Origin of the sequence: Streptacidiphilus sp. P02-A3a (genome assembly GCF_014084105.1) — a bacterium.
In the GTDB taxonomy this organism is placed as follows: Bacteria; Actinomycetota; Actinomycetes; order Streptomycetales; family Streptomycetaceae; genus Streptacidiphilus.
Window position 1 is genome coordinate 3,774,530 of record NZ_CP048289.1, and the last position, 21,741, is coordinate 3,796,270.

General features: G+C 73.4%; 14 protein-coding genes and 3 pseudogenes. 8 read left to right on the forward strand and 9 right to left on the reverse strand.

The window, feature by feature from the left end; genetic code table 11:
- Positions 1-2,409, forward strand: a complete 2,409-nt coding sequence (locus GXP74_RS17090) for a SpoIIE family protein phosphatase (protein ID WP_182456504.1) — start codon at positions 1-3, stop codon at positions 2,407-2,409.
- 79 nt (positions 2,410-2,488) lie between these two features.
- Here GXP74_RS17090 and GXP74_RS17095 read toward each other — a convergent pair whose 3' ends face one another.
- The gene (locus tag GXP74_RS17095) at positions 2,489-2,668 is read right to left on the reverse strand and encodes a hypothetical protein (protein ID WP_304940916.1); all 180 of its coding nucleotides are present in this window, start codon (positions 2,666-2,668) and stop codon (positions 2,489-2,491) included.
- On the opposite strand from GXP74_RS17095, the gene GXP74_RS40365 reads away from it, so the two are divergent.
- Together GXP74_RS40365 and GXP74_RS40370 are read left to right on the forward strand one after the other, a co-directional pair.
- On the forward strand, positions 2,657-2,884 hold the full coding sequence (locus GXP74_RS40365; protein ID WP_225448768.1) for a hypothetical protein: 228 nt from the start codon (positions 2,657-2,659) through the stop codon (positions 2,882-2,884). The genes GXP74_RS17095 and GXP74_RS40365 overlap by 12 nt on opposite strands.
- A pseudogene (locus GXP74_RS40370) lies at positions 2,842-3,012 on the forward strand (cytochrome P450); the annotation flags it as partial. The gene GXP74_RS40365 and the pseudogene GXP74_RS40370, both read left to right, overlap by 43 nt.
- Before the next feature lie 126 nt (positions 3,013-3,138).
- On the opposite strand, the gene GXP74_RS17105 reads toward GXP74_RS40370, so the two are convergent.
- Positions 3,139-4,653 carry a bifunctional phosphatase PAP2/diacylglycerol kinase family protein gene (locus GXP74_RS17105; RefSeq protein ID WP_182452333.1) on the reverse strand — a complete coding sequence of 505 codons (1,515 nt, stop codon included), beginning with the start codon at positions 4,651-4,653 and terminating at the stop codon, positions 3,139-3,141.
- A gap of 124 nt (positions 4,654-4,777) precedes the next feature.
- Between GXP74_RS17105 and GXP74_RS17110 the strand changes: the two genes are divergently transcribed.
- Positions 4,778-5,638 carry a DUF1206 domain-containing protein gene (locus GXP74_RS17110; RefSeq protein ID WP_370468552.1) on the forward strand — a complete coding sequence of 287 codons (861 nt, stop codon included), beginning with the start codon at positions 4,778-4,780 and terminating at the stop codon, positions 5,636-5,638.
- 176 nt (positions 5,639-5,814) lie between these two features.
- On the opposite strand, the gene GXP74_RS17115 is transcribed toward GXP74_RS17110, so the two are convergent.
- Both GXP74_RS17115 and GXP74_RS17120 read right to left on the reverse strand, forming a co-directional pair.
- Positions 5,815-10,047 carry a bifunctional nitrate reductase/sulfite reductase flavoprotein subunit alpha gene (locus GXP74_RS17115; RefSeq protein WP_182452334.1) on the reverse strand — a complete coding sequence of 1,411 codons (4,233 nt, stop codon included), beginning with the start codon at positions 10,045-10,047 and terminating at the stop codon, positions 5,815-5,817.
- 153 nt (positions 10,048-10,200) lie between these two features.
- On the reverse strand, positions 10,201-11,412 hold the full coding sequence (locus tag GXP74_RS17120) for a uroporphyrinogen-III synthase (RefSeq protein ID WP_182452335.1): 1,212 nt from the start codon (positions 11,410-11,412) through the stop codon (positions 10,201-10,203).
- A 270-nt stretch (positions 11,413-11,682) separates the two neighbouring features.
- Between GXP74_RS17120 and nirB the strand changes: the two genes are divergently transcribed.
- The 4 genes and pseudogenes from nirB to GXP74_RS17140 all read left to right on the forward strand — a co-directional run.
- Positions 11,683-14,262 (forward strand): nitrite reductase large subunit NirB, encoded by a 2,580-nt coding sequence (nirB, locus tag GXP74_RS17125; RefSeq protein ID WP_182452336.1) that lies wholly within the window; start codon positions 11,683-11,685, stop codon positions 14,260-14,262.
- The gene (gene nirD, locus GXP74_RS17130; RefSeq protein ID WP_182452337.1) at positions 14,259-14,648 is read left to right on the forward strand and encodes a nitrite reductase small subunit NirD; all 390 of its coding nucleotides are present in this window, start codon (positions 14,259-14,261) and stop codon (positions 14,646-14,648) included. The genes nirB and nirD overlap by 4 nt, the downstream gene beginning before the upstream one ends.
- 175 nt (positions 14,649-14,823) lie before the next feature.
- A complete protein-coding gene (locus GXP74_RS17135) occupies positions 14,824-16,185 on the forward strand; it encodes a NarK/NasA family nitrate transporter (RefSeq protein WP_182452338.1) in 1,362 nt (453 codons plus the stop codon).
- Between the two features lie 31 nt (positions 16,186-16,216).
- Positions 16,217-16,795, forward strand: a pseudogene (locus GXP74_RS17140) (sirohydrochlorin chelatase); the annotation flags it as partial.
- Between the two features lie 160 nt (positions 16,796-16,955).
- Here GXP74_RS17140 and GXP74_RS17145 read toward each other — a convergent pair.
- From GXP74_RS17145 to GXP74_RS17165, 5 genes and pseudogenes are all read right to left on the reverse strand, one after another.
- Positions 16,956-18,266 (reverse strand): cytochrome P450, encoded by a 1,311-nt coding sequence (locus GXP74_RS17145; protein WP_370468553.1) that lies wholly within the window; start codon positions 18,264-18,266, stop codon positions 16,956-16,958.
- A 194-nt stretch (positions 18,267-18,460) separates the two neighbouring features.
- Positions 18,461-19,063 (reverse strand): annotated as a pseudogene (locus GXP74_RS17150) (ATP/GTP-binding protein); the annotation flags it as partial.
- Entirely contained in the window at positions 19,044-19,421 is a 378-nt protein-coding gene (locus GXP74_RS17155; RefSeq protein WP_182452341.1) for a DUF742 domain-containing protein, read from the reverse strand. The gene GXP74_RS17155 and the pseudogene GXP74_RS17150, both read right to left, overlap by 20 nt.
- The gene (locus tag GXP74_RS17160; protein ID WP_182456506.1) at positions 19,418-19,804 is read right to left on the reverse strand and encodes a roadblock/LC7 domain-containing protein; all 387 of its coding nucleotides are present in this window, start codon (positions 19,802-19,804) and stop codon (positions 19,418-19,420) included. Before GXP74_RS17160 ends, GXP74_RS17155 begins: the two co-directional genes overlap by 4 nt.
- A 23-nt stretch (positions 19,805-19,827) precedes the next feature.
- Positions 19,828-21,387 carry a sensor histidine kinase gene (locus GXP74_RS17165; protein WP_182452342.1) on the reverse strand — a complete coding sequence of 520 codons (1,560 nt, stop codon included), beginning with the start codon at positions 21,385-21,387 and terminating at the stop codon, positions 19,828-19,830.
- Between the last annotated feature and the right edge of the window lie 354 nt (positions 21,388-21,741).

Below are 21,741 nucleotides of genomic sequence, written 5' to 3' on the forward strand. Positions count from 1 at the left end.
CTGTCTCGGCCAACGGTCTCAGCGAGTGCCGAGCCGACGGCCCCCCGGTATCCGACCGCGGCGCCCGACGAGTCGCAGGCGGGGGCCCTCGGCCGCCTGGCCGGCACCGTCGAGTGGTTGCGCGCGGAACTGGCGCAGGCGCATGCCCTGTCCGACGGTCGGACGCTGGTCGAACTCGCCACCGGCGTACTGGTCGAGCGGCTGAGCTGTACTCCGGGGCAAGCGGTACGGCAGCTGGAGGACCTGGCCGAGCAGGCCGGGCTCTCCACCCTGGAACTGGCCGCCGACCTGCTCAACCAGGCCTCCCGGGACCAGATCGCGGACATCGCAAGGCAGTTCGTCGCGGCGGCTGCCGAACCCGCGGCGCCCTCGGTAGGTCTGCGCCTGCGAAGCGCCGAGGTCGCCACCCTGACCGCCAGTGATGCCCAGGCAGTGGCCCAGTCGATCCTGGAACACGCGCTGAAACCCCTGGGCGCGAGCGCGGTCGCGCTGTGGGCCGCCCACGCCGACCAGTCCCTGTCGCTCGTCGGCAGTGCCGGCTTCAACGCCCGGGAACCCTCCCGCTGGCGCCATGTCCCTCCGGGCGTTCCCACGCCGGCCCGCCAGGCCCTCAACAACCGTGTCGCGACCAGCTACAGCACCCTCCGCGCCGCCTCGCTGCCCTCCATCGGGCAGCAGGAGCTCAGCGGCGGCCGTTTGGCGGTGCCCGCCGGCACCGGCGGACGCATCACCGGGGTCCTGGAGATCTGCTGGGCCGGTCCGCTGCCGGAGCAACCGCAGGTGCTGCAAAGGCAGTTCGAAGTACTGGCGCAGCTCGGTGCGGCCGCGCTCGAACCCCACTCCACTTCGGACACGCGTTCCCCGAGTCGGCCGCAGGACCCCCGCTTCACCGAACTGCTGGAACTCAGCGACGGGCTCCGCGATCCCTGTCTGGTCCTGCAGCCCCTCCTCGGGCCGGCCGACACGCCGGTGGACTTCAGGATCGCCCACCTCAACCCGAGTTTCACCGACTTCGCCGGACGTCCACGCAACCTCATCGACGGCACCACCCTGTTGGAGGCGTATCCGCTGTCCGCCGAGCCGGCGGGCCTCTACGAGAAGGCCGAACACGTCCTGGCCACCGGCGAGCCGTTCCGTGCCGAGCGGATGACCCTGACCGCCCTGGTCGACGGGGTCGCACTGAACACGCAGGCGGCCGTCAGCATGAGTCGGCAAGGGTCCTGCGTCGTGGTCGTCTGGAGGCTCAGCGAAGGAACGCCGCAGGTGGCCAGGCTGCTTCAGCACGCCCAACGCCTGGGGAGGATCGGCGGCTTCGAGGAAAACCTCAACCCTCGCGAAACCGCGTGGAGCGACAGCGTCTACGACCTCTACGGGCTCTCGCCGGCGGCTCGGCCGGTCGCCCTCGACCAACTCGCGGCACATGCCCACCCCGACGACGCGCAGTCCGTCGGACGCTTCCTGCGTACGCTGCTGCACCACCTGCGTCCCGCCTCCGCCGCCCTGCGGCTGCAACGCGCCGACGGCATCAGCCGCTACATCCGGGTCGTGGCCGAGCCGGTCCTGGACCACGGCGGCCACCTCACCGCCATCCGCGGCGCCTACCAGGACATCTCGGCCCAGCACTGGACCGAGGTGGCCCTCGCCGCCACCCGTGACCAGCTCGCCCACACCGAACAACACGCCGCCGAACAGAGTCGGCTCGCTCTCCAACTGCAACACGCCATCATGCCGCCCAGTCGCGGCCCGCTGGAGTTGCACGACCTGCGCGTCGCCGTCCGCTACCGCCCCGCCGAGACGACCCACAAGGTCGGCGGCGACTGGTACGACGCGGTCACCCTGCCGACCGGACGCGTTCTGCTGTGCGTGGGAGACGTCGCCGGCCACGGAATCAAGGCCGCCACCGGCATGGTGGCGCTGCGCAACGCTCTGCGCGGCCTGGCCGCCACGGGGGCCGGTCCCGGCCAACTCATGTCCTGGCTCAACACCGTCACCCACCACCTGACCGACAACGTCACCGCGACCGCGGTCTGCGGCATCTACGACCCGGAAACCCGCCGCCTGCGATGGGCCAGGGCCGGACACCTCCCGCCGGTACTCCTGCGCGACGGCGGCGCCCTCACCTTCCCCGACGTCCAGGGCATCCTCCTGGGCGCGACAGATCAGGCGCACTACGAGGAGGGCGAGATGCTGCTGGAGAGCGGAGACGCCATCCTGCTCTACACCGACGGCCTGATCGAGCGCCGGGACTGCTCCGTGCAGGACTCCATCAGCAGACTCCTGGAGACGGCCAGGTCCGCACCCGCGGTCAGTGACCCGGCCGCCGTCGATCGGCAGCTCGACCACCTCCTGCTGCACAGCCGCGCCGACACCGACGACGACACCTGCCTCATCGGCGTGAACGTGCGCTGAGCGGCCGACCGGCGAGAGCGGAGGGCCGCCTCCTGGGTGTCGGCCCGGTCGGCGATCCGCGGGACAGGCCGGGAGCGGGTCAGCGGGTCCGCGCCGCGAGGTAGCCGCGCAGGTGGGTGGCGGTCGGGGTGTCGCCGGAGCGGGCGACGTCGTGGGGGACGCCCTCGGCGACGACGCGTCCACCGGCAGTTCCGGCGCCCGGCCCGAGGCCGATGATCCAGTCCGCGACCGCGATGGTCCGCAGGTCGTGCTCGACCACGACCGGTTCGATCTGGTCGACGCGTTGGCCTATCCGCTCCCCATCGTCGTCATCGCCCGACTGCTCGGCGTTCCGGCCGAGGAGCACCGGCTCTTCCAGGAGTGGGCGAGCATCCTGTTCGGTGGCGACCTACTCGGCGACGCACCGAACTGGGGCGCCGCGTCACCCGGCCCGTGGTCCTCGGCGGACAGGAACTTCCGGCCGATTCCCTGGTGATGGCCCGTCTCGGTACCGCCAACCGCGATCCGGCCCACTTCCAGGCGCCCGAGGTCTTCGATGTGGGGCGCCACCCCAATCCGCACCTGACCTTCGGCCACGGCATTCACTTCTGCTTCGGTGCGCCACTGGCCCGGCTGGAGGCCCGGATCGCCCTGCGTACGCTACAGCAACGCTTCCGCAGCCTGGCGGTCCCCTCCTACCTGGTGCTGACGTACCAGCAGCTGATGCCGCGGCCTCAGCACGCACGGAGATCAGGCGGGATCACGGTGGGGGAGGTAGATGTTCAGGGCGTGGGGTGCCTTGTCCAGGATCAGGGTCTCGGTGGCGGGAGCTATCTCCCCGTCGCGGGAGTAGTGCGCCGTTCGGTTGATGCCCTCCCGGTTGATGCCGTCGATGCGCAGGTGTGAGACAGTCGCTGCCTGGTAGACCCGCGACCGGGAAAGGGTGCCGGTGAGGAAGGCCGCCACCAGTCGGGTGCGGGCGAGGGGATGGCTGCCGTCGACCGCGCGGATGTCAAGCGTTCCGTCGTCCAGACTGCGACGGAACGTGGGGGCGAAGCCCGGCGGGTCGTAGCGGCCGTTGCCCGCGAACAGAAGCCAGAGATTGCGCTCCACTCCGTCAACGACCGCGCGCGTGGGTTTGCCCTGGGCCAGCACCCTCACCAACCCCACTCCCAGCGCGGGCCACTTGCCGAGGTACTTCTGCAACGATTCGCGGGCACGCACCAGTTCCGAATAGGCCCCGATGCTGAAGGTGTTGAGGAAGTAGGCCGCCTCCGGCTCGCTCTCCTCACCGCCCGCTGGGCCCGCCGGGGTCACCCGGCCCAGGTCCACGGATCCGCCGTGGCCTTCCTGGACGGCGGTGACCGCATCGCGCAGGGTGAAGATGCCCAGGTCAGCAGCGAAGTGGTTCAAGGTGCCGCCTGGGAAGACCGCGAGCGGGAGCCGACGCTCTGCCGCGACCAACGCCGCGGCGTTGACGGTGCCGTCCCCGCCGACGACGCCCAGCGCACCGACGGCTCCGCGAGCCTGCACGTCGGTCGCGGCCTGTTCGAGCAGAGCCCGCAGGTCCTGGTCCTCCTCGCGGACCCGCAGGTCCACCTGGGGCAGTTGGGCGCGTAGCTCCGACGCCACGCTGTGGGAGCTGCCCGAAGAGCTGTTGACCACCACGATCAGGCCCTGGCCCGCAGGCAGCGCCGGCACGTCGACCCAGGCACCAGCGGCTTTGGCGGGGGAGTCGTCGCGCAGGGGCCACCACCGCAGCGTGAGCGCGGCCATCGCCGTGCCCAGCGCCGCTCCGGCGATCACGTCCCCTGGGTAGTGGGCTCCCGTGTAGACGCGCGAAGCGGCCACTGCTGCCGCCAACGGGATGGCCGCGGCGCCCAGCCACGGTGCCTCCAGCGTGACCCCTGCGGCGAAGGCGGCAGCGGAGGCCGAATGCCCGGACGGGAACGAGGTGGTGATCGGTGGACGCAGCAAACGGCGGGCCATCGGCACGGTGTCGGTGGCTGGGCGTCGGCGACCGGTGAGCTGCTTGGCGACGACGTTGGCGGCCATTGACGCCATGGCGAGGGAGCCGATGCCACGCATGGCGGCGCGGCGGGCGCCGCGGTTGCGTGAGAGCCCGAGCGCCGCGGCCCCGGCCAGCCACAGTACTCCGTGATCGGCGGTGCGTCCCAGGCGCGGTAGGACAGAGTCCAGGCCGCGTGGATGCGCCGCTGCCACGCGTTCGAAGAGGCGCACATCAAGCTTCTCCAGTCGTCCCATGCCCGCCGGATACCCCGATCGGCTCCGCACAAGCGACTGGGTTTTCGAGCGCGTGCACTGTCCTCGCTCGGGCAGACGTGAACAGAGCGGTGCGCGCGGCGCACCCGAACCCTGAGGGAGGGTCATCGTGGCGTCTTCGCACGCACACAGGGGAGGCACCGGTGCGGGCGACCGCCGCCATTCTTCCCCTACGTCGATCCGGCACCCCAGTGAGAAGGGCGCGTTGCGGGCCGCGGGCCGCGCGGGCTTCGTGGCCCGGGGAGTGGTCTATGTACTGATCGGTGTCCTCGCACTTGAGATCGCGTTCGGCAAGGGCGGTGCCGAGGCGGACCGTCAGGGAGCGCTCCACCAGGTCGCCTCCCAGCCCTTCGGCCGGACGATGCTCTGGATCCTGGTGGTCGGTTTCGCGTGCATGACCCTGTGGCGCGCCTCGCTGGCGGTGCTGGGAGAGGGCGGTCAGAAGAAGACCGGCAGCCGGGTCCTCAGCGCCGGCCGCGCGGCGTTCTACGCCTCGGTGTGCTGGGGGACCGCCGCCTACGCGGCGGGGAGCGGGAGCCAGTCGGGCAGTGACGCCAAGTCCCAGGACTGGACCGCCTCCGCGCTCAAGCTCTCCGGCGGCCAGGTCCTGGTGGGAATCGCCGGAGCCGTCGTCTTCGGGGTTGGCGTAGGCGTCGTGGTCAACGCCATCCGGCGCACGTTCCTCAAGAAGCTGGACACCGCCACGATGAGCGCACGCACCCGCAAGGCCGTGACCGCCCTGGGCATGGGCGGCAATACCGCTCGCGGGACCGTCTTCGTCGGAGCTGGGGTGTTCATCGTGGTCGCCGCCGTCCGCTTCGACCCGCACCAGGCCAAGGGCATGGACGCCACCCTGCACAGCTTCGCTCACACCCCGGTCGGCCCCTGGCTGCTGGTCCTGGTCGCCCTGGGCCTGGTCCTGTTCGGCGTCTTCTCCTTCGCCTGCGCCCGTTGGCGCAGGCTCTGACCAACGACTCTCACACCGCATGTCCTGCCTTTGCCAGCCGCACCCGGCGCAGCGCCTCCCCCGGCCGGCCCTGGAGCAGCGACGCGAACGTGTTCGTGATGCCCAGGTACGCCGACCTCAGCAGACACCGAAAGCCCATCCCACCTGCATGGACGAGGTGTTCGGCAAGGGCTGGGTCAGTAGACGTCGCGGATGTAGCGGCGGTCGGCGGCGAGTTGGCGGATGTGGATGTCGGCCTGCTCCTCGTCGAGGCCGCCGTGGGCGACCGCTATCTCGCGCAGGGTGCGGTCGACGTCCTTGGCCATGCGGGTGGCGTCGCCGCAGACGTAGACGTGGGCGCCGTCGTTCAGCCAGTCCCACAGGCGCGGACCGTGTTCGCGCATGCGGTCCTGGACGTAGACCTTGGCCCGCTGGTCGCGGGAGAAGGCGAGGTCGAGCCGGTCCAGGTGGCCCGAGCGGTGGAAGCCGGTGAGTTCGTCGCGGTAGTAGAAGTCGGTGGCCTGCCGCTGCTCGCCGAAGAACAGCCAGTTGCGGCCGGTGGCGCCACGGGCCCGGCGCTCCTCCAGGAAGCCGATGAACGGCGCGACCCCGGTACCCGGGCCGATCATGATCATGGGGGTGCGCGGGTCGGCGGGCGGCCGGAAGTGCGCGGAGCGCTGGACGAAGACCGGCACCGGTCCGTCGTTGGCGTCGTCGGCCAGGTAGCCGGAGCACACCCCGGTACGCGGGTCGCCCCGCTCGTTGCGGTAGCGCACGACGGAGACGGTGAGCCGCACCTCGTGCGGGTGGGCGAGCGGGCTGGACGAGATGGAGTAGAGGCGCGGTTGCAGCGGTTTCAGGACGGCAGCCCACTCCCCGGCGCCGGCCCGGACCGGGTGGCCGATGATCACGTCGACCGCCTGGCGGCGCCAACTCCACTTCGCCAGCTCGCCCTTGTTGTCCGGGCGGAGCAGTTGCCGCAGGCCCCGGTCGCTGCTGCGCTCGGCGACGAAGCGGAGCAGGTCGGGGGTGATCCGGGCGATCTCCAGCCGGTGGCGCAGCGCCTCGCCGAGCGGGAGCTCGCCCGCGCCGGACAGGACGACCGGCTCGGCCGGGTCCAGACCGGTGGCCGCCAGCCACTGCTCCACCAACCGCGCGGAGTTGGCCGGCCAGACGCCCAGGGCGTCCCCGGCCTGGTAGCTGAGGTGGCCCAGGTCGCCGCCACGCGTGTCGAAGGCGAACTGGCGTATCTCCTTGGCCGATCCGGGGAGGTTGAGCAGCCGGTTGCCGACCATCAGCGCGGCGAAGGGGGAGGCCTTGGAGTAGCCGTTCCCGGTCTGCGGCGTCCCGGGCACGGCGGGCGTCGCGGGTGCGGCGGGGGCGGTGCTCGCCGCGGGGGACGCCGGGCTGTCGGGGCCGATGGCGGCCAGGGCGGTGAGGACCTGGTTCAGCCACTGCTCGGTGTCCTGCTGGAAGTCCGGCTCGCAGTCGGTGCGCGGGGCCAGCCGGGTGGCGCCCAGATCGTGCAGCCGCTGGTCGATCCGGCGACCGTGGCCGCAGAAGTCGTCGTAGCTGGAGTCACCGAGGGCCAGCACCGAGTACCGCAGGCCGCTCGCCCCGGCCGGGTCGCCGGTGCTGAGCGCCTGCCAGAAGGCCGCGCCGTTGTCGGGGGGCTCGCCGTCGCCGAAGGTACTGGTGACCACCAGCACGATGGCGCCGGGGCGCAGCACCTCGGGGGTGCAGTCGTCCATGCTGAGCGCCCGGGGCTGCCAGCCCGCCTCGGCCAGCCGCCGGACGCCGGCCCCGGCCGCCGCCTCGGCGTTGCCGGTCTGCGAGGCCCACAGCACCACCACCTCCCGCCGCGCGGCGTCCGCGTCGTCCTGGGCGGCGGTCGGCGGTGCGGCCGGGTTCGGCGCGGTGCGCGAGAACACCCCGGCCAGCAGTCCGTTGACCCAGTGGGCCCGCTCGGGGGCGACCGGCGCCGACCCCGGCAGCACCGGCACGGCGGCGGTGCCGACGGGGCGTTCGACGCTGCCGAGGCCGGTGAGGAAGCCGGACAGGTAGAGGCGTTCCTCAGCGGTGAAGACCGGCGGTGCCACGGCCTCCAGCCCCAGCAGGCCGCCCAGCGCGGTGATCGGGTCGGTGGCCGGTTCGCCTCCCGCCGCGGAGCCCGGCGACGCGGGCGCGGCGGGCGCGGCGGGCGCGGCCGGTTCGGCCGGTACTGCGGCGGCGACCCTGGTCAGGCTCACCGCGCAGAACTTGAACTCGGGCTGGAACGAGACCGGGTCGACCGCGTCGTTGGTGACCGCGTTCAGGGCCAGGCTCTCGCCGAACAGGTCGTTCCAGTGGAACGGCGCGAAGCAGTTCCCCGGCCGCACCCGGTCGGTCAGTACGGCGGGCAGCACCGCCCGGCCGCGCCGGGACGCGATCTGCACCCGGTCGCCCTCGGCGACGCCCAACTCCCGCGCGTCCCGAGGGTGGATCTCTACGAACGGGCCCGGGTTCAGCTTGTTGAGCTTGGCCACCCGGCCGGTCTTGGTCAGGGTGTGCCACTGGTGCTGCAACCGGCCGGTGTTCAGTACGAACGGGAAGTCGTCGTCCGGGAGTTCGGCGGCGGGCAGGTGCGGACGCGGGTGGAACACGGCGCGCCCGCTGGCGGTGGGGAACAGCAGCCGGGGGCGGCTGCCGTCGGCGCGCTCGGCCGGGGGCAGCCCGGCGGCGCCGTCGTTCAGGTAGCGGATCGGGTTGCGGTCGCCGCCCTCGGCGTCGGCGCTGGGCCACTGCACCGGGGTCTCCCGCAGCCGCTGGTAGCTGACGCCGCGCAGGTCGTAGCCGGTCCTCGGGTTCCACGCCCGCTTGATCTCCTCGAACACCTCCTCGGCGCTGCCGTAGTCGAACGCCTCGGCGTAGCCCATCTCGGCGGCCACCCTGGCGATCAACTGCCAGTCGGGCAGCGCCTGTCCGGGAGCGTCGACGGCCTTCCGCAGCAGCGTCAGGTCGCGCTCGGAGTTGACCATGACGCCCTCGGTCTCGGCCCACATGGCGGCGGGCAGCACCACGTCGGCGTAGCCGTTGGTCTCGGTGTCGGCGTAGACGTCCTGGGTGACCACGAACTCGGCGGCGCGCAGCCCGTCGATGACGGTCTGCCGGTTGGCGACCGAGGCGACCGGGTTGGTGCAGATGATCCAGCAGGCCTTGATCCCGCCCTCGGCCATCCGGGAGAACAGCTCGACCGTGCCCTGGCCGACGTCGGTGCGCAGGGTGCCCGGCTCCAGGCCCCACAGCGACTCGGTGAACGCCCGGTCCTCGGCGTCCAGCACCGAGCGCTGACCCGGCAGGCCCGGGCCCATGTAGCCCATCTCCCGGCCGCCCATCGCGTTCGGCTGGCCGGTCAGCGAGAACGGGCCGCTGCCCGGGCGGCAGATCGCGCCGGTGGCCAGGTGCAGGTTGCACAACGCGTTGGTGTTCCAGGTGCCGTGGGTGCTCTGGTTCAGCCCCATCGTCCAGCAGCTCATCCACTCCCCGGCCTCGCCGATCCACCGCGCGGCCTGCCGGATGTCCGCCTCGGCCAGGCCGGTGAGCTCGGCCACCCGGTCCGGCGGGTAGTCCTCCAGGAACTCCGGCATCGCCTCCCAGCCCTCGGTGAACCGCTCGACGAAGGCCCGGTCGGTGTGGCCGTCACGGACCAGCAGGTGCAGCAGGCCGTTCAGCAGGGCCAGGTCGGTGCCCGGCCTGACCTGGAGGAACAGGTCGGCCTTGGCGGCGGTGGCGCTGCGCCGCGGGTCCACCACGATCAGCTTCGCGCCCGCCTTCACCCGCTCCATCATCCGCAGGAACAGGATCGGGTGGCAGTCGGCCATGTTGGCGCCGATGACGAAGAAGACATCGGCGTGCTCGAAGTCCCGGTACGAGCCAGGGGGGCCGTCCGCGCCCAGCGACAGCTTGTAGCCGCTGCCCGCGCTGGCCATGCACAGACGGGAGTTGGACTCGATCTGGTTGGTCCGCACGAAGCCCTTGGCCAGTTTGTTCGCCAGGTACTGCGCCTCCAGCGTCATCTGCCCGGACACGTAGAACGCCACCGCGTCCGGTCCGTGGGTGTCGATGACCTGCCGCAGCCGCCGCGCGGTCGCGGTGATCGCCGCGTCCACACCGGTCTCGGTCGGCTCCGCGCCGCGCTCGGGCCGCACCAGCGCGGCGGTCAGCCGTCCGGAGTCGGAGGCCAGCAGGTCCGCGCTGGTCGCGCCCTTGGTGCAGAGGCGTCCTGCGTTGGCCGGGTGGGCCTTGTCGCCGGACGCCCGGGTCACCCTGCGGCGTCCGGTCCCGGGGTCCGTGGCGACCTCCAGGACCAGTCCGCAGCCCACACCGCAGTACGAGCAGACGGTCCTGACCGCAGCGGTCTGCGGAGCCGGTGTCGTCACGGATACCCCCATCGGATCAAGTGGGCCGACCCCACCGGACGCACCCTAGGAAGCAGCCGTTGCGCGAAGGTCACGCGGCCGGGTCGCCGGTGGTTACGTCTACCGCACGCGGCGGCGTCGGGCGCGTGAGCCGCGCCGACCGGCGCCGCCGGACCGGTCCGCGCGTCAGTCGGCGGCCAGCCGGTAGCCGCGCTTGAGCACCGTGCGGACCAGGCCTGCGTACGGGCCGAGCGCGGCCCGCAGCCGGGCGACGGCGGCCTCCACCGCGTGCTCGTCGGCGCTGCTGCCGACCCACACCCGGCGCAGCAGCTCGGCCCGGCTCAGTACCCGTCCGGGCTGGTCGGCGAGCACCCGCAGCAGCGCCGCCTGGGTCGGCGACAGCCACAGGCACTCCCCGGCGACCAGCACCGCGTTGCCCTGGAGCACCAGCAGGTGCTCGCCGAGCCGCAGTTCGCGGTTGCCCGCGGGCAGGGCCAGGGTGATCGAACGGACCAGCGAGCCGAGTCGGCCCCGGTCCGGGCACAGCGGGTGGATGCCGTGCTCCTCCAGCGGCCGGGCGCACAGCGGTCCGACGCAGACCGGCAGCACCCCGCCCTCCCGCGCGCCCGCGCCGAGCGCGCCCAGCACCTCGGCGTGCAGCCGCAGCGTGTGCGCGGCGTCCAGGAAGCCGGTGATGGCGGGGGCGCTGGTGAAGGCGATCGCCTGGACCTCGCGCCGTACCGTCTGCTCGACCAGCCGCCGGACCGCGTCCGGGTCCTCCGGCGGGCCCCAGCGGTAGACCGGCACCGAGATCACCTCGGCGCCGCGCTCCCGCAGCGCGGCCACGAAGCCGTCCAGCGGCGCGCCGTGCTCCTGCACCGCGATCCGGCGTCCGCGCAGGTCCCGGGCGAGCAGCCAGGTCAGCAGCTCGCCGGTGCCCTCGCTCTGCGGGGAGAAGGACTCGCCCAGGCCGCTGGCCCGGACCGCGCCGGTCGCCTTCGGGCCCCGGCTGAGCACCACCGCGTCCCGGCAGGCGTCGGCCAGGCCCCGGCCCTGGCCCCAGCCGTCGGCCGCGCTCATCCAGCCGCGCCAGCCGACCCCGGTGGTGGCCACCACGTAGTCCAGCGGCGCCGCCAGGCAGCGGTCGGTCGCCTGCCGCAGCGCCCGGTCGTCGCCCAGCGGCACGATCCGCACCGTCGGGGCCTCGACCACCCGCGCGCCACGCCGGGTGAGCAGAGCGGACAGCTCCTCGCGGCGGCGCGCGGCGGTGACGCCGATGGTGAAGCCGGTCAGCAGGCCCGCCAGCGGGTCGCCCGGCGGCTCGGCCTGCGGGTCGGCCTGCGGGTCGGGCTCGGCGGACCCGGGCGGACCGGTGTCGGATGTGTGACCAGTTGTCATGTCGTGAAGGCTGCGGCACCGGCGTTTCACCGTTGTTGCACCGCCGTCACGCCCGCGTTAGCGCGTCGACCTCAGGGATACGGCAGATGTCGTCCCGGTCACCGTAGGGGGGAGTCGCGGTGAGGGACTGGTACCGCCGCGGCAACACGGGCGACCCGGCCCGGAAACGCGCGGCGTTGACGCTGGGTGACATGGCTCGGACTCCCGGGCCGCACCGGCCCGCGCATCCCGGGGCCCGGGCACCGCATCCACACCCCGAGGAGCCCGTCCGTGACACCTCAGCACCTGGTCCTGGTCGGACACGGCATGGTCGGCCAACGCTTCCTGGAGGCAGTCGCGGAACACAGCACCCGGCCCTGGCGGATCACCGTCCTGGCCGAGGAACCCCGCCCGGCGTACGACCGGGTGCACCTGACCTCCTGGTTCTCCGGCACCGGCGCCGACGAGCTGTCGCTGTGCTCCGCCGCCTTCCTGGACGGCCTGCGCCGCGACGGCCACGACGTCGAGCTGCGCCTGGACGACCCGGCCGAGGCCGTCGACCGCGCCGCCCGCACCGTCACCACCCGCTCCGGCCGCACCGTCCGCTACGACGCGCTGGTGCTCGCCACCGGCTCGTACCCGTTCGTGCCGCCGATCCCCGGGCACGACGCCGAGGGCTGCCACGTCTACCGCACCATCGAGGACCTGGAGCGGATCCGCGACCACGCGGCCCGGGCCCGGGTCGGCGCGGTCGTCGGCGGCGGCCTGCTCGGCCTGGAGGCGGCCGGGGCGCTCAGGGCACTGGGGCTGGTCACCCACGTGGTGGAGTTCGCGCCCCGGCTGATGGCGCTCCAGGTGGACCAGGGCGGCGGCGAGGCGCTGCGGCGCAAGATCGAGGAGCTGGACGTCGTGGTGCACACCGGCGCCGGCACCCGCAGCGTCGACACCGGCGACGACGGGCGGGTACGCGGCATGACCCTGTCCGACGGCCGCGTGCTCGACCTCGACCTGGTGGTCTTCTCCGCCGGGATCCGCCCCCGGGACCAGCTGGCCCGCGACTGCGGACTGGCGGTCGGCGAGCGCGGCGGCATCGTCGTCGACGAGCGCTGCCGCACCGAGGACCCGCACGTGTGGGCGATCGGCGAGTGCGCGCTGGCCGTCGACGGCCGGGTGTACGGCCTGGTCGCGCCCGGCTACGCGATGGCCGAGACCGCCGCCCGGCAACTCGCGGGCGGCGAGGGCAGCTTCACCGGTGCCGACACCTCCACCAAGCTCAAGCTGCTCGGCGTGGACGTGGCCAGCTTCGGCGACGCCCACGGCGCCACCGAGGGCTCGCTCGACGTCGTCTACGCCAGCAGCCGCACGGGGGTCTACCGCAAGCTGGTGATCAGCGCCGAGGGACTGCTGCTCGGCGGCGTCCTGGTCGGCGACACCGAGTCCTACGCCGCGCTGCGCCCGCTGGCGATCAGCGGCACGCCGCTGCCCGCCACCCCGGAGCAGCTGGTGCTGCCCGCCGGGCTCGGCGCGCCGCTCGGCCCGTTGGCGCTGCCCGACGACGCCGTCATCTGCTCCTGCCACAACGTGGCCAAGGGCTCCATCGCCGCGGCCGTACGCGACGGCGGCTGCGGCAGCGTCACCCAGGTCAAGGCCCGCACCAAGGCGGGCACCGGCTGCGGCAGCTGCGTCAAGCTGGTCGAGGGCATCGTCAGGGACGAGCTGGAGGCCTGCGGGATCGAGGTCGCCCGGGGGCTGTGCGAGCACTTCACCCACACCCGGGCCGAGCTGTACGAGATCGTCCGGGTCAAGGGCATCAGCGGCTTCTCCCGGCTGCTGGACGAGCACGGCAGCGGCGAGGGCTGCGAGATCTGCAAGCCCGCCGTCGCCTCCATCCTGGCCAGCCTCGCCCAGGGGCACATCCTGGACGGCGAGCAGGCCGCGCTTCAGGACACCAACGACCACCACCTGGGCAACCTCCAGCGCAACGGCTCCTACTCGGTGGTGCCGCGGATCCCCGGCGGCGAGGTCACCCCCGAGGGGCTGATCACCATCGGCGAGATCGCCCGCGACTTCGGCCTCTACACCAAGGTCACCGGCGGCCAGCGGATCGACCTCTTCGGCGCCCGGGTGGACCAGCTGCCGCTGATCTGGCGGCGGCTGGTGGACGCCGGGTTCGAGTCGGGCCACGCCTACGGAAAGGCCCTGCGCACCGTCAAGTCCTGCGTCGGCGAGACCTGGTGCCGCTACGGCGTGCAGGACTCGGTGGCGCTGGCGATCGAGCTGGAGCTCCGCTACCGGGGTCTGCGCGCGCCGCACAAGATCAAGTCCGCGGTCTCCGGCTGCGCCCGGGAGTGCGCGGAGGCGCAGAGCAAGGACTTCGGGGTGATCGCCACCGCCGAGGGCTGGAACCTCTACCTGGGCGGCAACGGCGGGATGACCCCGCGCCACGCGGACCTGTTCGCCAAGGACCTCGACCACGACACGCTGATCCGCACCATCGACCGCTACCTGATGTTCTACATCCGCACCGCCGACCGGCTGGAGCGCACCGCCCCCTGGCTGGCCCGGCTCGAAGGCGGCCTGGACCACCTGCGGGCGGTGCTGCTGGAGGACGCCCTCGGCATCTGCGCCGACCTGGACGAGCTGATGTCCCGGCACATCGCCACCTACCAGGACGAGTGGGCGGCGACCCTGGACGACCCGGAGCGGCTGCGCCGCTTCGTCTCCTTCGCCAACGCCCCCGACGTCCCCGACACCACCGTGCGCTTCGTCCCGGAACGCGACCAGATCCGCCCCGCCCGCCCCGACGAGCACGGCCACACCCTGCCCGCACCGCTGATCGCGGGCCCTTCGCTGGAGGTACGTACCCGATGACGTCCACGATCACCGAGCAGCCGACCCGCCGGGCGGCGGAGGCCGCCAGCGTCGAGATCCACGACGGGCGGCGGTGGACCCGGGTCTGCGCCCTCGCCGACCTGGAGCCGGGACGCGGCACCGCGCTGCTGGTCGACGGTCGGCAGGTGGCCGCCTTCCGCGACCGCGCGGGCGGGCTCTACGCCCTCGACAACCGCGACCCGTTCAGCGGCGCGTACGTGCTGGCCCGGAGCCTGCTCGGGACCAGGGGCGAGATCCCGGTGCTGATCTCGCCGATGTACAAGCAGGCCTTCGACCTGCGCGACGGCACCTGCCTGGACCCGGACGAGGTGCCCGACGGCGGCAGCAGCACGCTGCGCACCTGGCCGATCCGGCTGCGGGACTGAGCCGGTCGCCGGGCCCGGGGGAGGCCCGCGCGGCCTCCCTCACCGAGGCCGCCGGGCGGTGTGCGCGAGCCGTAGCACCCCCGTGTCCGCCGTCGGCGATCCTGGAAACCTCCGCTGCGTAGCGTGAGTGACCGTCAGCACTCGCCGACACCCCCTCCCGTCGAAGGCAGGCCGCATGAGCGCAACCGTCCACGACCCGGCCACCGCCGGCCCGGTCGCCGCCCGCACCCGCACCCTCGCCGAATGGCGACCCGAGGACCCGGACTTCTGGCAGCGGACCGGCGCCCGGGTGGCCCGGCGCAACCTGGTCCTCTCCATCCTGTCGGAGCACATCGGCTTCTCCGTCTGGAGCCTGTGGTCGGTGCTGGTGCTCTTCCTGGGACCGCAGTACCACATCGACGCGGCCGGGAAGTTCCTGCTCACCGCCGTGCCCACGGCCACCGGCGCGCTGCTGCGGCTGCCGTACACCGGCGCCGTCGCCCGCTTCGGCGGCCGCAACTGGACGCTCACCAGCGCGCTGCTGCTGCTGGTCCCGACCGTGCTGACCGGAGTGCTGCTGAGACCGGGCGTCAGCTACACCGAGCTGGTGCTGCTGGCGGCGGTCGCCGGGGTCGGCGGCGGCAACTTCGCCTCCTCGATGGCGAACATCAACGCCTTCTACCCGCAGCGGCTCAAGGGCTGGGCGCTGGGCATGAACGCGGGCGGCGGCAACATCGGCGTGGCCGCCGTACAGCTGGTGGGCCTGCTGATCCTGGCCACCGCCGGGGCCGCGCACCCGCGGCTGCTGCCGCTGGTCTACGTGCCGCTGATCGTGCTGGCGGCGCTGGGCGCGGCGCTGCGGATGGACAACCTGGACGTCCCGCGGACCCGGACCGGCGCGCTGCGCGACATCTGCCGCGAGCCGCACACCTGGGTCATGTCCGCGCTGTACATGGGCAGCTTCGGCTCGTTCATCGGCTTCGGCTTCGCCTTCGGGCAGGTCCTCCAGGTGCAGTTCCACCAGCCGTTCGACACCCCGGTCAAGGCCGCCTACCTGACCTTCCTCGGCCCGCTGCTCGGCTCGCTGGCCCGCCCGCTCGGGGGCGCGCTGGCCGACCGCTTCGGCGGCGCGCTGGTGACCTGCTGGAACTTCGCGGCGATGGCGGTCGGCGCGGGGCTGGTCGTGGTCGCCTCACGGCAGCACTCGCTGCCGCTGTTCCTGGTCGGCTTCACCGCCCTGTTCGTCCTCTCCGGCATCGGCAACGGCTCGACGTACAAGATGATCCCGGCCATCTTCCAGTCCAGGGCCCGGGCCGCGGTATTGGCGGGCACCGACCCGGCGGTCGCCGAGCGGACCGCGCAGGGCCGGGCCACGGCGCTGATCGGGGTCGCCGGGGCGATCGGCGCCTTCGGCGGGGTGCTGGTCAACCTCGCCATCCGGCAGTCCTTCCTGAGCGCGCACAACGGCGACGCCGCATACCTGGCCTTCCTCGGCGCGTACAGCCTGTGCCTGGCGCTGACCTGGACCGTCTACCTGCGCCCCGGTGTCCGGGACTGACCGCGCCCGGCCTGCCGGGCGCCCGTTCGTGGTGCTGACCGCGCACGGCACCCGCGACCCGGCCGGGGCGGACGTCACCCGGACGCTGGCCACCGCCCTCGCCGCCCGGCTCGGCCTGCCGGTGCACCCGGCCTACGCGGACATCCACGGTCCGACCGTCGCCGAGGTGCTGCGGCGGGCCCCGGCCGGGCGGACCCCGGTCCTCGTGCCCGCGTTCCTGGGCAGCGGCTACCACGTCCGCAGCGACCTCCCGGAGCAGGTCCGGCTGTCCGGTCGGGACGACACGATCACCACCCCGCCGCTGGGCGCCGACCCGGCGCTGGCGGTGGCGCTGGCCGACCGGCTGGCGCAGGCGGGCGCCCGGCCCGGCGACGCGGTGGTGCTGGCCGCGGCCGGTTCCCGGGACCCGGCGGCCCGGGCCGAGTCGGTCGCGGCGGCACAGGCGCTGAGCCGGCTGCTGGACCGGCCGGTGACCGTGGGCTGGGCCGCGTCCGCGCTGCCCACCATCGCCGAGGCGGTCGCCGACGCCCGGGCGGGCGGCGCCGACCGGGTGTCGGTCGCGGCCTGGCTGCTGGCCCCGGGGCTGTTCGCCGAGCGGGTCCGCGCCGGTGGGGCGGACGCCGCCGCCGACCCGCTCGGGGTCCACCCGGCGGTGGTGGAGCTGCTCGCCCGCCGGGTCCGCGAGGCAGCCCGGGCGGCCACCGACGCGGGCCGCCCGGGCGGACGCGCCGACGCCCAGCCGGTCCCGGCGGTGGCGCGGCGGGGCGCGGTCAGTGACTTCGGCCGGTCAGCCAGTCGGTCAGCGCCCGCCACCAGCCGGTCCGGACGCCGGGAGCCGGGTCGTCGGGAGCGGACGGCGCCACCGGTGGGGTGGCCGCCTGCGCAGCCGGGGCCGGAGCGGGGGGCTTCACCGGGGTGAACTCGACCGGCAGCGCCACCAGATGACGGGCAATCAGCGACGAGGTCCAGCGCAGCTCCTCCTCCGGGACGCTCAACCGGGCGTCCGGCAGCCGCATCAGCAGCGTGTCGATGCCGGTGTCGGCGATCGCCCGCCCGATGTCCTGCCCCGGGCACTCGTGCGGACCGCCGCCGAAGGAGAAGTGGGAGCGGTTGCCGTGCACCGGGGCGGCCAGGTCGGGCCGGATGGCCGGATCGACGTTGGCCGGGGCCGGGCCGAGCAGCAACAGGTCACCGGCCTTGATCTGCCAGCCCGCGAGCTCGGTGTCACCGGTGGCCCAACGGCCCAGGATGGTGGTCAACGGCGGGTCGTCCCACAGTACTTGCTCCACCGCGTCGGGCAGCGTCATCCGCCCCCCGGCCAGCGAGAGGCGGAACCGCTGGTCGGTGAGGACCACCCGCAGGGTGTTCGCGATCAGGTTCGCGGTCGACTCGTACGCGGTGATCAGTACCAGCCGCAGGTGCTCCACCAACTCGCTTTCACTGAGCCCGGCCTGATGGATGATCAGCCAGGAGGCGAAGTCCTCGGCGGGGGCCTGCCGTCGGCGCGCGACCAGGTGGCGCAGCGTCGCGACGATGTAGTCGTTGCTGGCCAGCGCGGTGGCGGTGCCCTTGACCAGGTCCCGGGCCGCCTCCACCAGGCGGTTCCCGTACTCCTCGGGCATGCCCACGAGTTGCGTCATCACCAGCATCGGCAGGTGCTCGGCGAACTGGCTGACCAGCTCGGCCCGGCCGGTACCGGCGAAGCCGTCGATCAACTGGTGCGCGAAGCGGGTGACATGGCGGCGCACGCCGCGGCGGTCGAACCGGGCCAGGCTCTCGGTGACCGCGCCGCGCAGCCGCTCGTGTTCCTCGCCGTCCATGAAGGTGCACATCGGCTGCCAGGTGCCGACCGGCGTCAACGGGTTGTCCGGGGTGACCCGGCCCTCGCGCATGTCGCGCCAGATGCGGGAGTCGCGGGTGAACCGCGAGGGGGTGCGCGCCACGTCCAGGTTGTCCTGGTAGCCCAGGATCAGCCAGGCCGGGAGGTCGCCGTGGACGAGCACCGGCGCCACCGGTCCGTGTTCGGCGCGCAGCTTCTCGTACAGGCCCCTGGGGTCGGCCTCGGCCTCGGGCCCGTACATCCGGCGCAGCCCGGGCACGGGACAGCCGGGCGGCGGCGCGGTGGACGGCGCGGTGGACGGCGCGGTGGACGCTGCGGTGCCGGGGGCACCGGGGTGCTCCGGCGGGGAGAGGGTCACAGTCGCTCCAGGGTCATCGGGTCCGGGTTCGGGTTCGGGGGCTGGGGCTGGGGATCCGAGCGCCGTGGGTTCGGCGCCATGGCCAGGGTGTGCAGGTACCGCATCAGGGTCAGCAGCACGTCGCGGCTGGACTCGCGGCTGCGGGCGTCGCACTCCACGATCGGCACCCGCGCGGGCAGGTCCAGCGCGGCGCGGACCTCGGCCAGCGGGTACGAGGGGGCGCCGGTGAAGGTGTTCACGGCGACGACGAAGACCACCCCGCGCTCCTCCAGCCGCCCGATCACGTCGAAACTCACTTCGAGCCGGCGGGTGTCGACCAGCACCACGGCCCCCAGCGCCCCGTTGAACAGGCCGTTCCACAGGAACCAGAAGCGCTGCTGGCCCGGCGTGCCGAACAGGTACAGCACCAGCTCCTCGTCGATGCTGATCCGGCCGAAGTCCATGGCCACGGTGGTCTCGGTCTTGAGTTCCACGCCCGCGGTGTCGTCCACGCCGACCCCGGCCCGGGTCATCGTCTCCTCGGTGGTCAGCGGCCGGATCTCGCTCACCGCGCCGACCAGCGTGGTCTTGCCCACGCCGAAGCCCCCCACGATCACGATCTTCACCGCGGTCGTGGCCGAGGCGGGGAGTACGTCCGCGGCGCGCGGCCCGTTGATCCCGTCACAGTCGTTGAAGTCCATGCATCACCGCCTCAAGTAACGCCACGTCAGGAAGGGCGGCCAACTGGACGGGCGCCCGGGCCTGCACCCGCTCGTCGGCCAGGAGGTCCGCCAGCAGTACGGTGACCACGCTGAACGGCAGGGACAGGTACGCGGACAACTCGGCCACCGACAGCGGGAACCGGCAGAGCCGCAGGATCGCCGCGTGCTCCGGCTGCATCTCCGGCCGGGGCTCCGCGCGGGCGACGATCAGGGAGACCAGGTCCAGCGCTGCCCCCTGGGCGAGGCCGCTGCGGCCCCTGGTGATCACGTACAGCCGCTCCGGGCTGCCCTCGTCCCAGCCCTGCTCCGCCCCGTCACCGGGGTCCGGGCCCGTCATGCGGTCTGCTCGTCGTCGCGCGGCCGGGCACTCAGGTGCTCCCCGATCCTGGCCACCAGGTCGCGCATCCGCGCGCCCATCAGACCGGCGTCCACCCCCTCGTCGGCGAGCACCGCGAGATAGGCCCGGGCCCCGGCGGCCATCAGGTAGAAGAAGCCGCCGGACATCTCGATCACCACCAGCCGCATCCGCCCGTCGCCGTGCGGGAGTTCGGTGGCGACCGCCGCCGCCAGGCTCTGCAGCCCGGCGCAGGCGGCGGCCAGCCGGTCGGCGGTGTCCAGGTCGGTGCCGTACTGGGCCATGCGCAGTCCGTCGGCCGACAGCACCACGATGTTGCGGGTCTGCGGGACGCCGTCCGCCAGGTCCTTGAGCATCCAGCCCATGTTGGCCTGCTGCTGAAGCACAGCTACTCCACCTCATCCGACGACTCGTCACTGACATGCGCGGCCGGGACGCCGGTCGGCGCCTGGCTGCCCACGGCGTTCTGGAAGGCCGACAGCCACATCCCCGGCGGCACCGCCGCACCGTCCGCCGCCGGTTCCGCGGCGTGCCTGGCCGTGCTCCGGGGGCCGATGCGGTCGATGTCGTGGGTGGCCGCGCGGCCGATCGTGCGGTCCGCGACCCGGCCCGGTCCCGTCGCGGACGAGGCGGGAGCGCTGCGGCGGCGCTGCGGCAGGCCGCCCGGCGTCCGCTCGGACAGCGCCGCCGCCTCCCGCTCGCCGGTGGAGCGCAGCCGCTGCGCCAACGGCTGCGGCGGCGCGGGCTGTTGCCGCGGGTGCGGCTGCTCCGGCCGGGGCATGGACACCGCCCCGAGGCCCGGAACGCGGCCGGTGGCGGGAGCGGTGGTGATCAGGTTCTGCGGCACGATCAGCACCGCGCGCACCCCGCGATAGGCCGAGGGCCGCAGCGAGACCTCGAAGTCGTAGGCCCGGGACAGCCGCCCGACCACGGCCAGGCCCAGCCGCGGCGTCTCACCAAGGTCGTTCAGGTCGATCCCGGCCTGGGCCTCCGCCAGCATCCGCTCCGCCCGCGCCCGGCCCTCCTCGGTCAGGCCGAGGCCGCCGTCCTCGATCTCGACGGCGATGCCCGCCTGCACGTCCACGGCCGTCAGGTGCACCCGGGTCTGCGGCGGCGAGTACAGGGTGGCGTTGTCCAGCAGTTCGGCCAGCGCGTGGATCAGCGGCTCCACGGCCGGGCCGATCACCGCGACCTCGGACACCGAGTGCAGGTCCACCCGCTGGTAGTCCAGGATCCGCGACATCGCCCCGCGCAGCACGCTGTACAGCGGCACGGCGTTGTTCCACTGGCGTCCCGGCCGGGCCCCGCCGAGGACGGCCATGCTGTCCGCCAGCCGACCGACCCGGGCGAAGCCGTGGTCGAGCCGCAGCAGGTCGTCGAAGACCTCCGGGCTGCGGCCGTGCCGGTGCTCCATGTCCTGTAGGTCCTGGGCCTGTTGGTGGACGATGGCCTGCACCCGGCGGGCGATGTTCACGAACGCGCGCTGCGCCGACTCACGCAGGTTCTCCTCGGCGCTGACGGCCTCCAGTACCGAACGCAGCACCGTCAGGTGCGCGTCCTGGAGCTGGTGCCCGTCGGCGTCGGCGGAGGCCGCGTCGGCGAGGACGTCGGTGACGAAGTCGCCCTGCTGGATCCGGGCCACGGCCCGCGGCAGCAGCACCGTGCCGAGCCGGGCGGTCTGGGTCTGCTGGCCCGCCAGCAGGCGCTCCAGGACGGCCGCGTGCCGCTGCCGCTCGGCCAGCGCGCGGCCCCGGCGCACGGTCTCGGCCACCAGGACCGCGGTCGCCATCAGCGCGACCACGCCGCACCAGGCCACCGCGCCGCGGTCCGCGGCGGTGACGAGCGATACGGCTCCGCCCACGGCCGCCACCACCACGGCCGCGGGCAACAACCAGGCGAGCACAGAGGCGGCTCGCCGCCCCGCGGGTGACGCTCCAGCACCAACCATTCAGTGTCCTCAAACGAATCGGTTACGGCGACGGTCGACGGCGAAACGGTCGACGATCGGGATGACGGCAGCGGGAAGATAAGGGGCATATCTTGCGCAAGTACTACCAAAGACCCGCCGCAGGCACCCTAGTCCGGTCACGCCCTGTGTTGTCGTGACAACAGATTTATCCGCAAAGGATGTTGGTGGAATTTGACAGGGCGGTCGGACGGGCGGTAAAGACCGGGGCCCGGGCGGCGCTGATCCGGGGCCCGCGCGGGTGTCAGCGGGCCACGCGGACGGCGGACGGCGGGTCGTGCGGCAGGGCGCAGCGGGCGCGCGCCAGGGGCGTGCGGAAACGCGCGACAGCCCCCG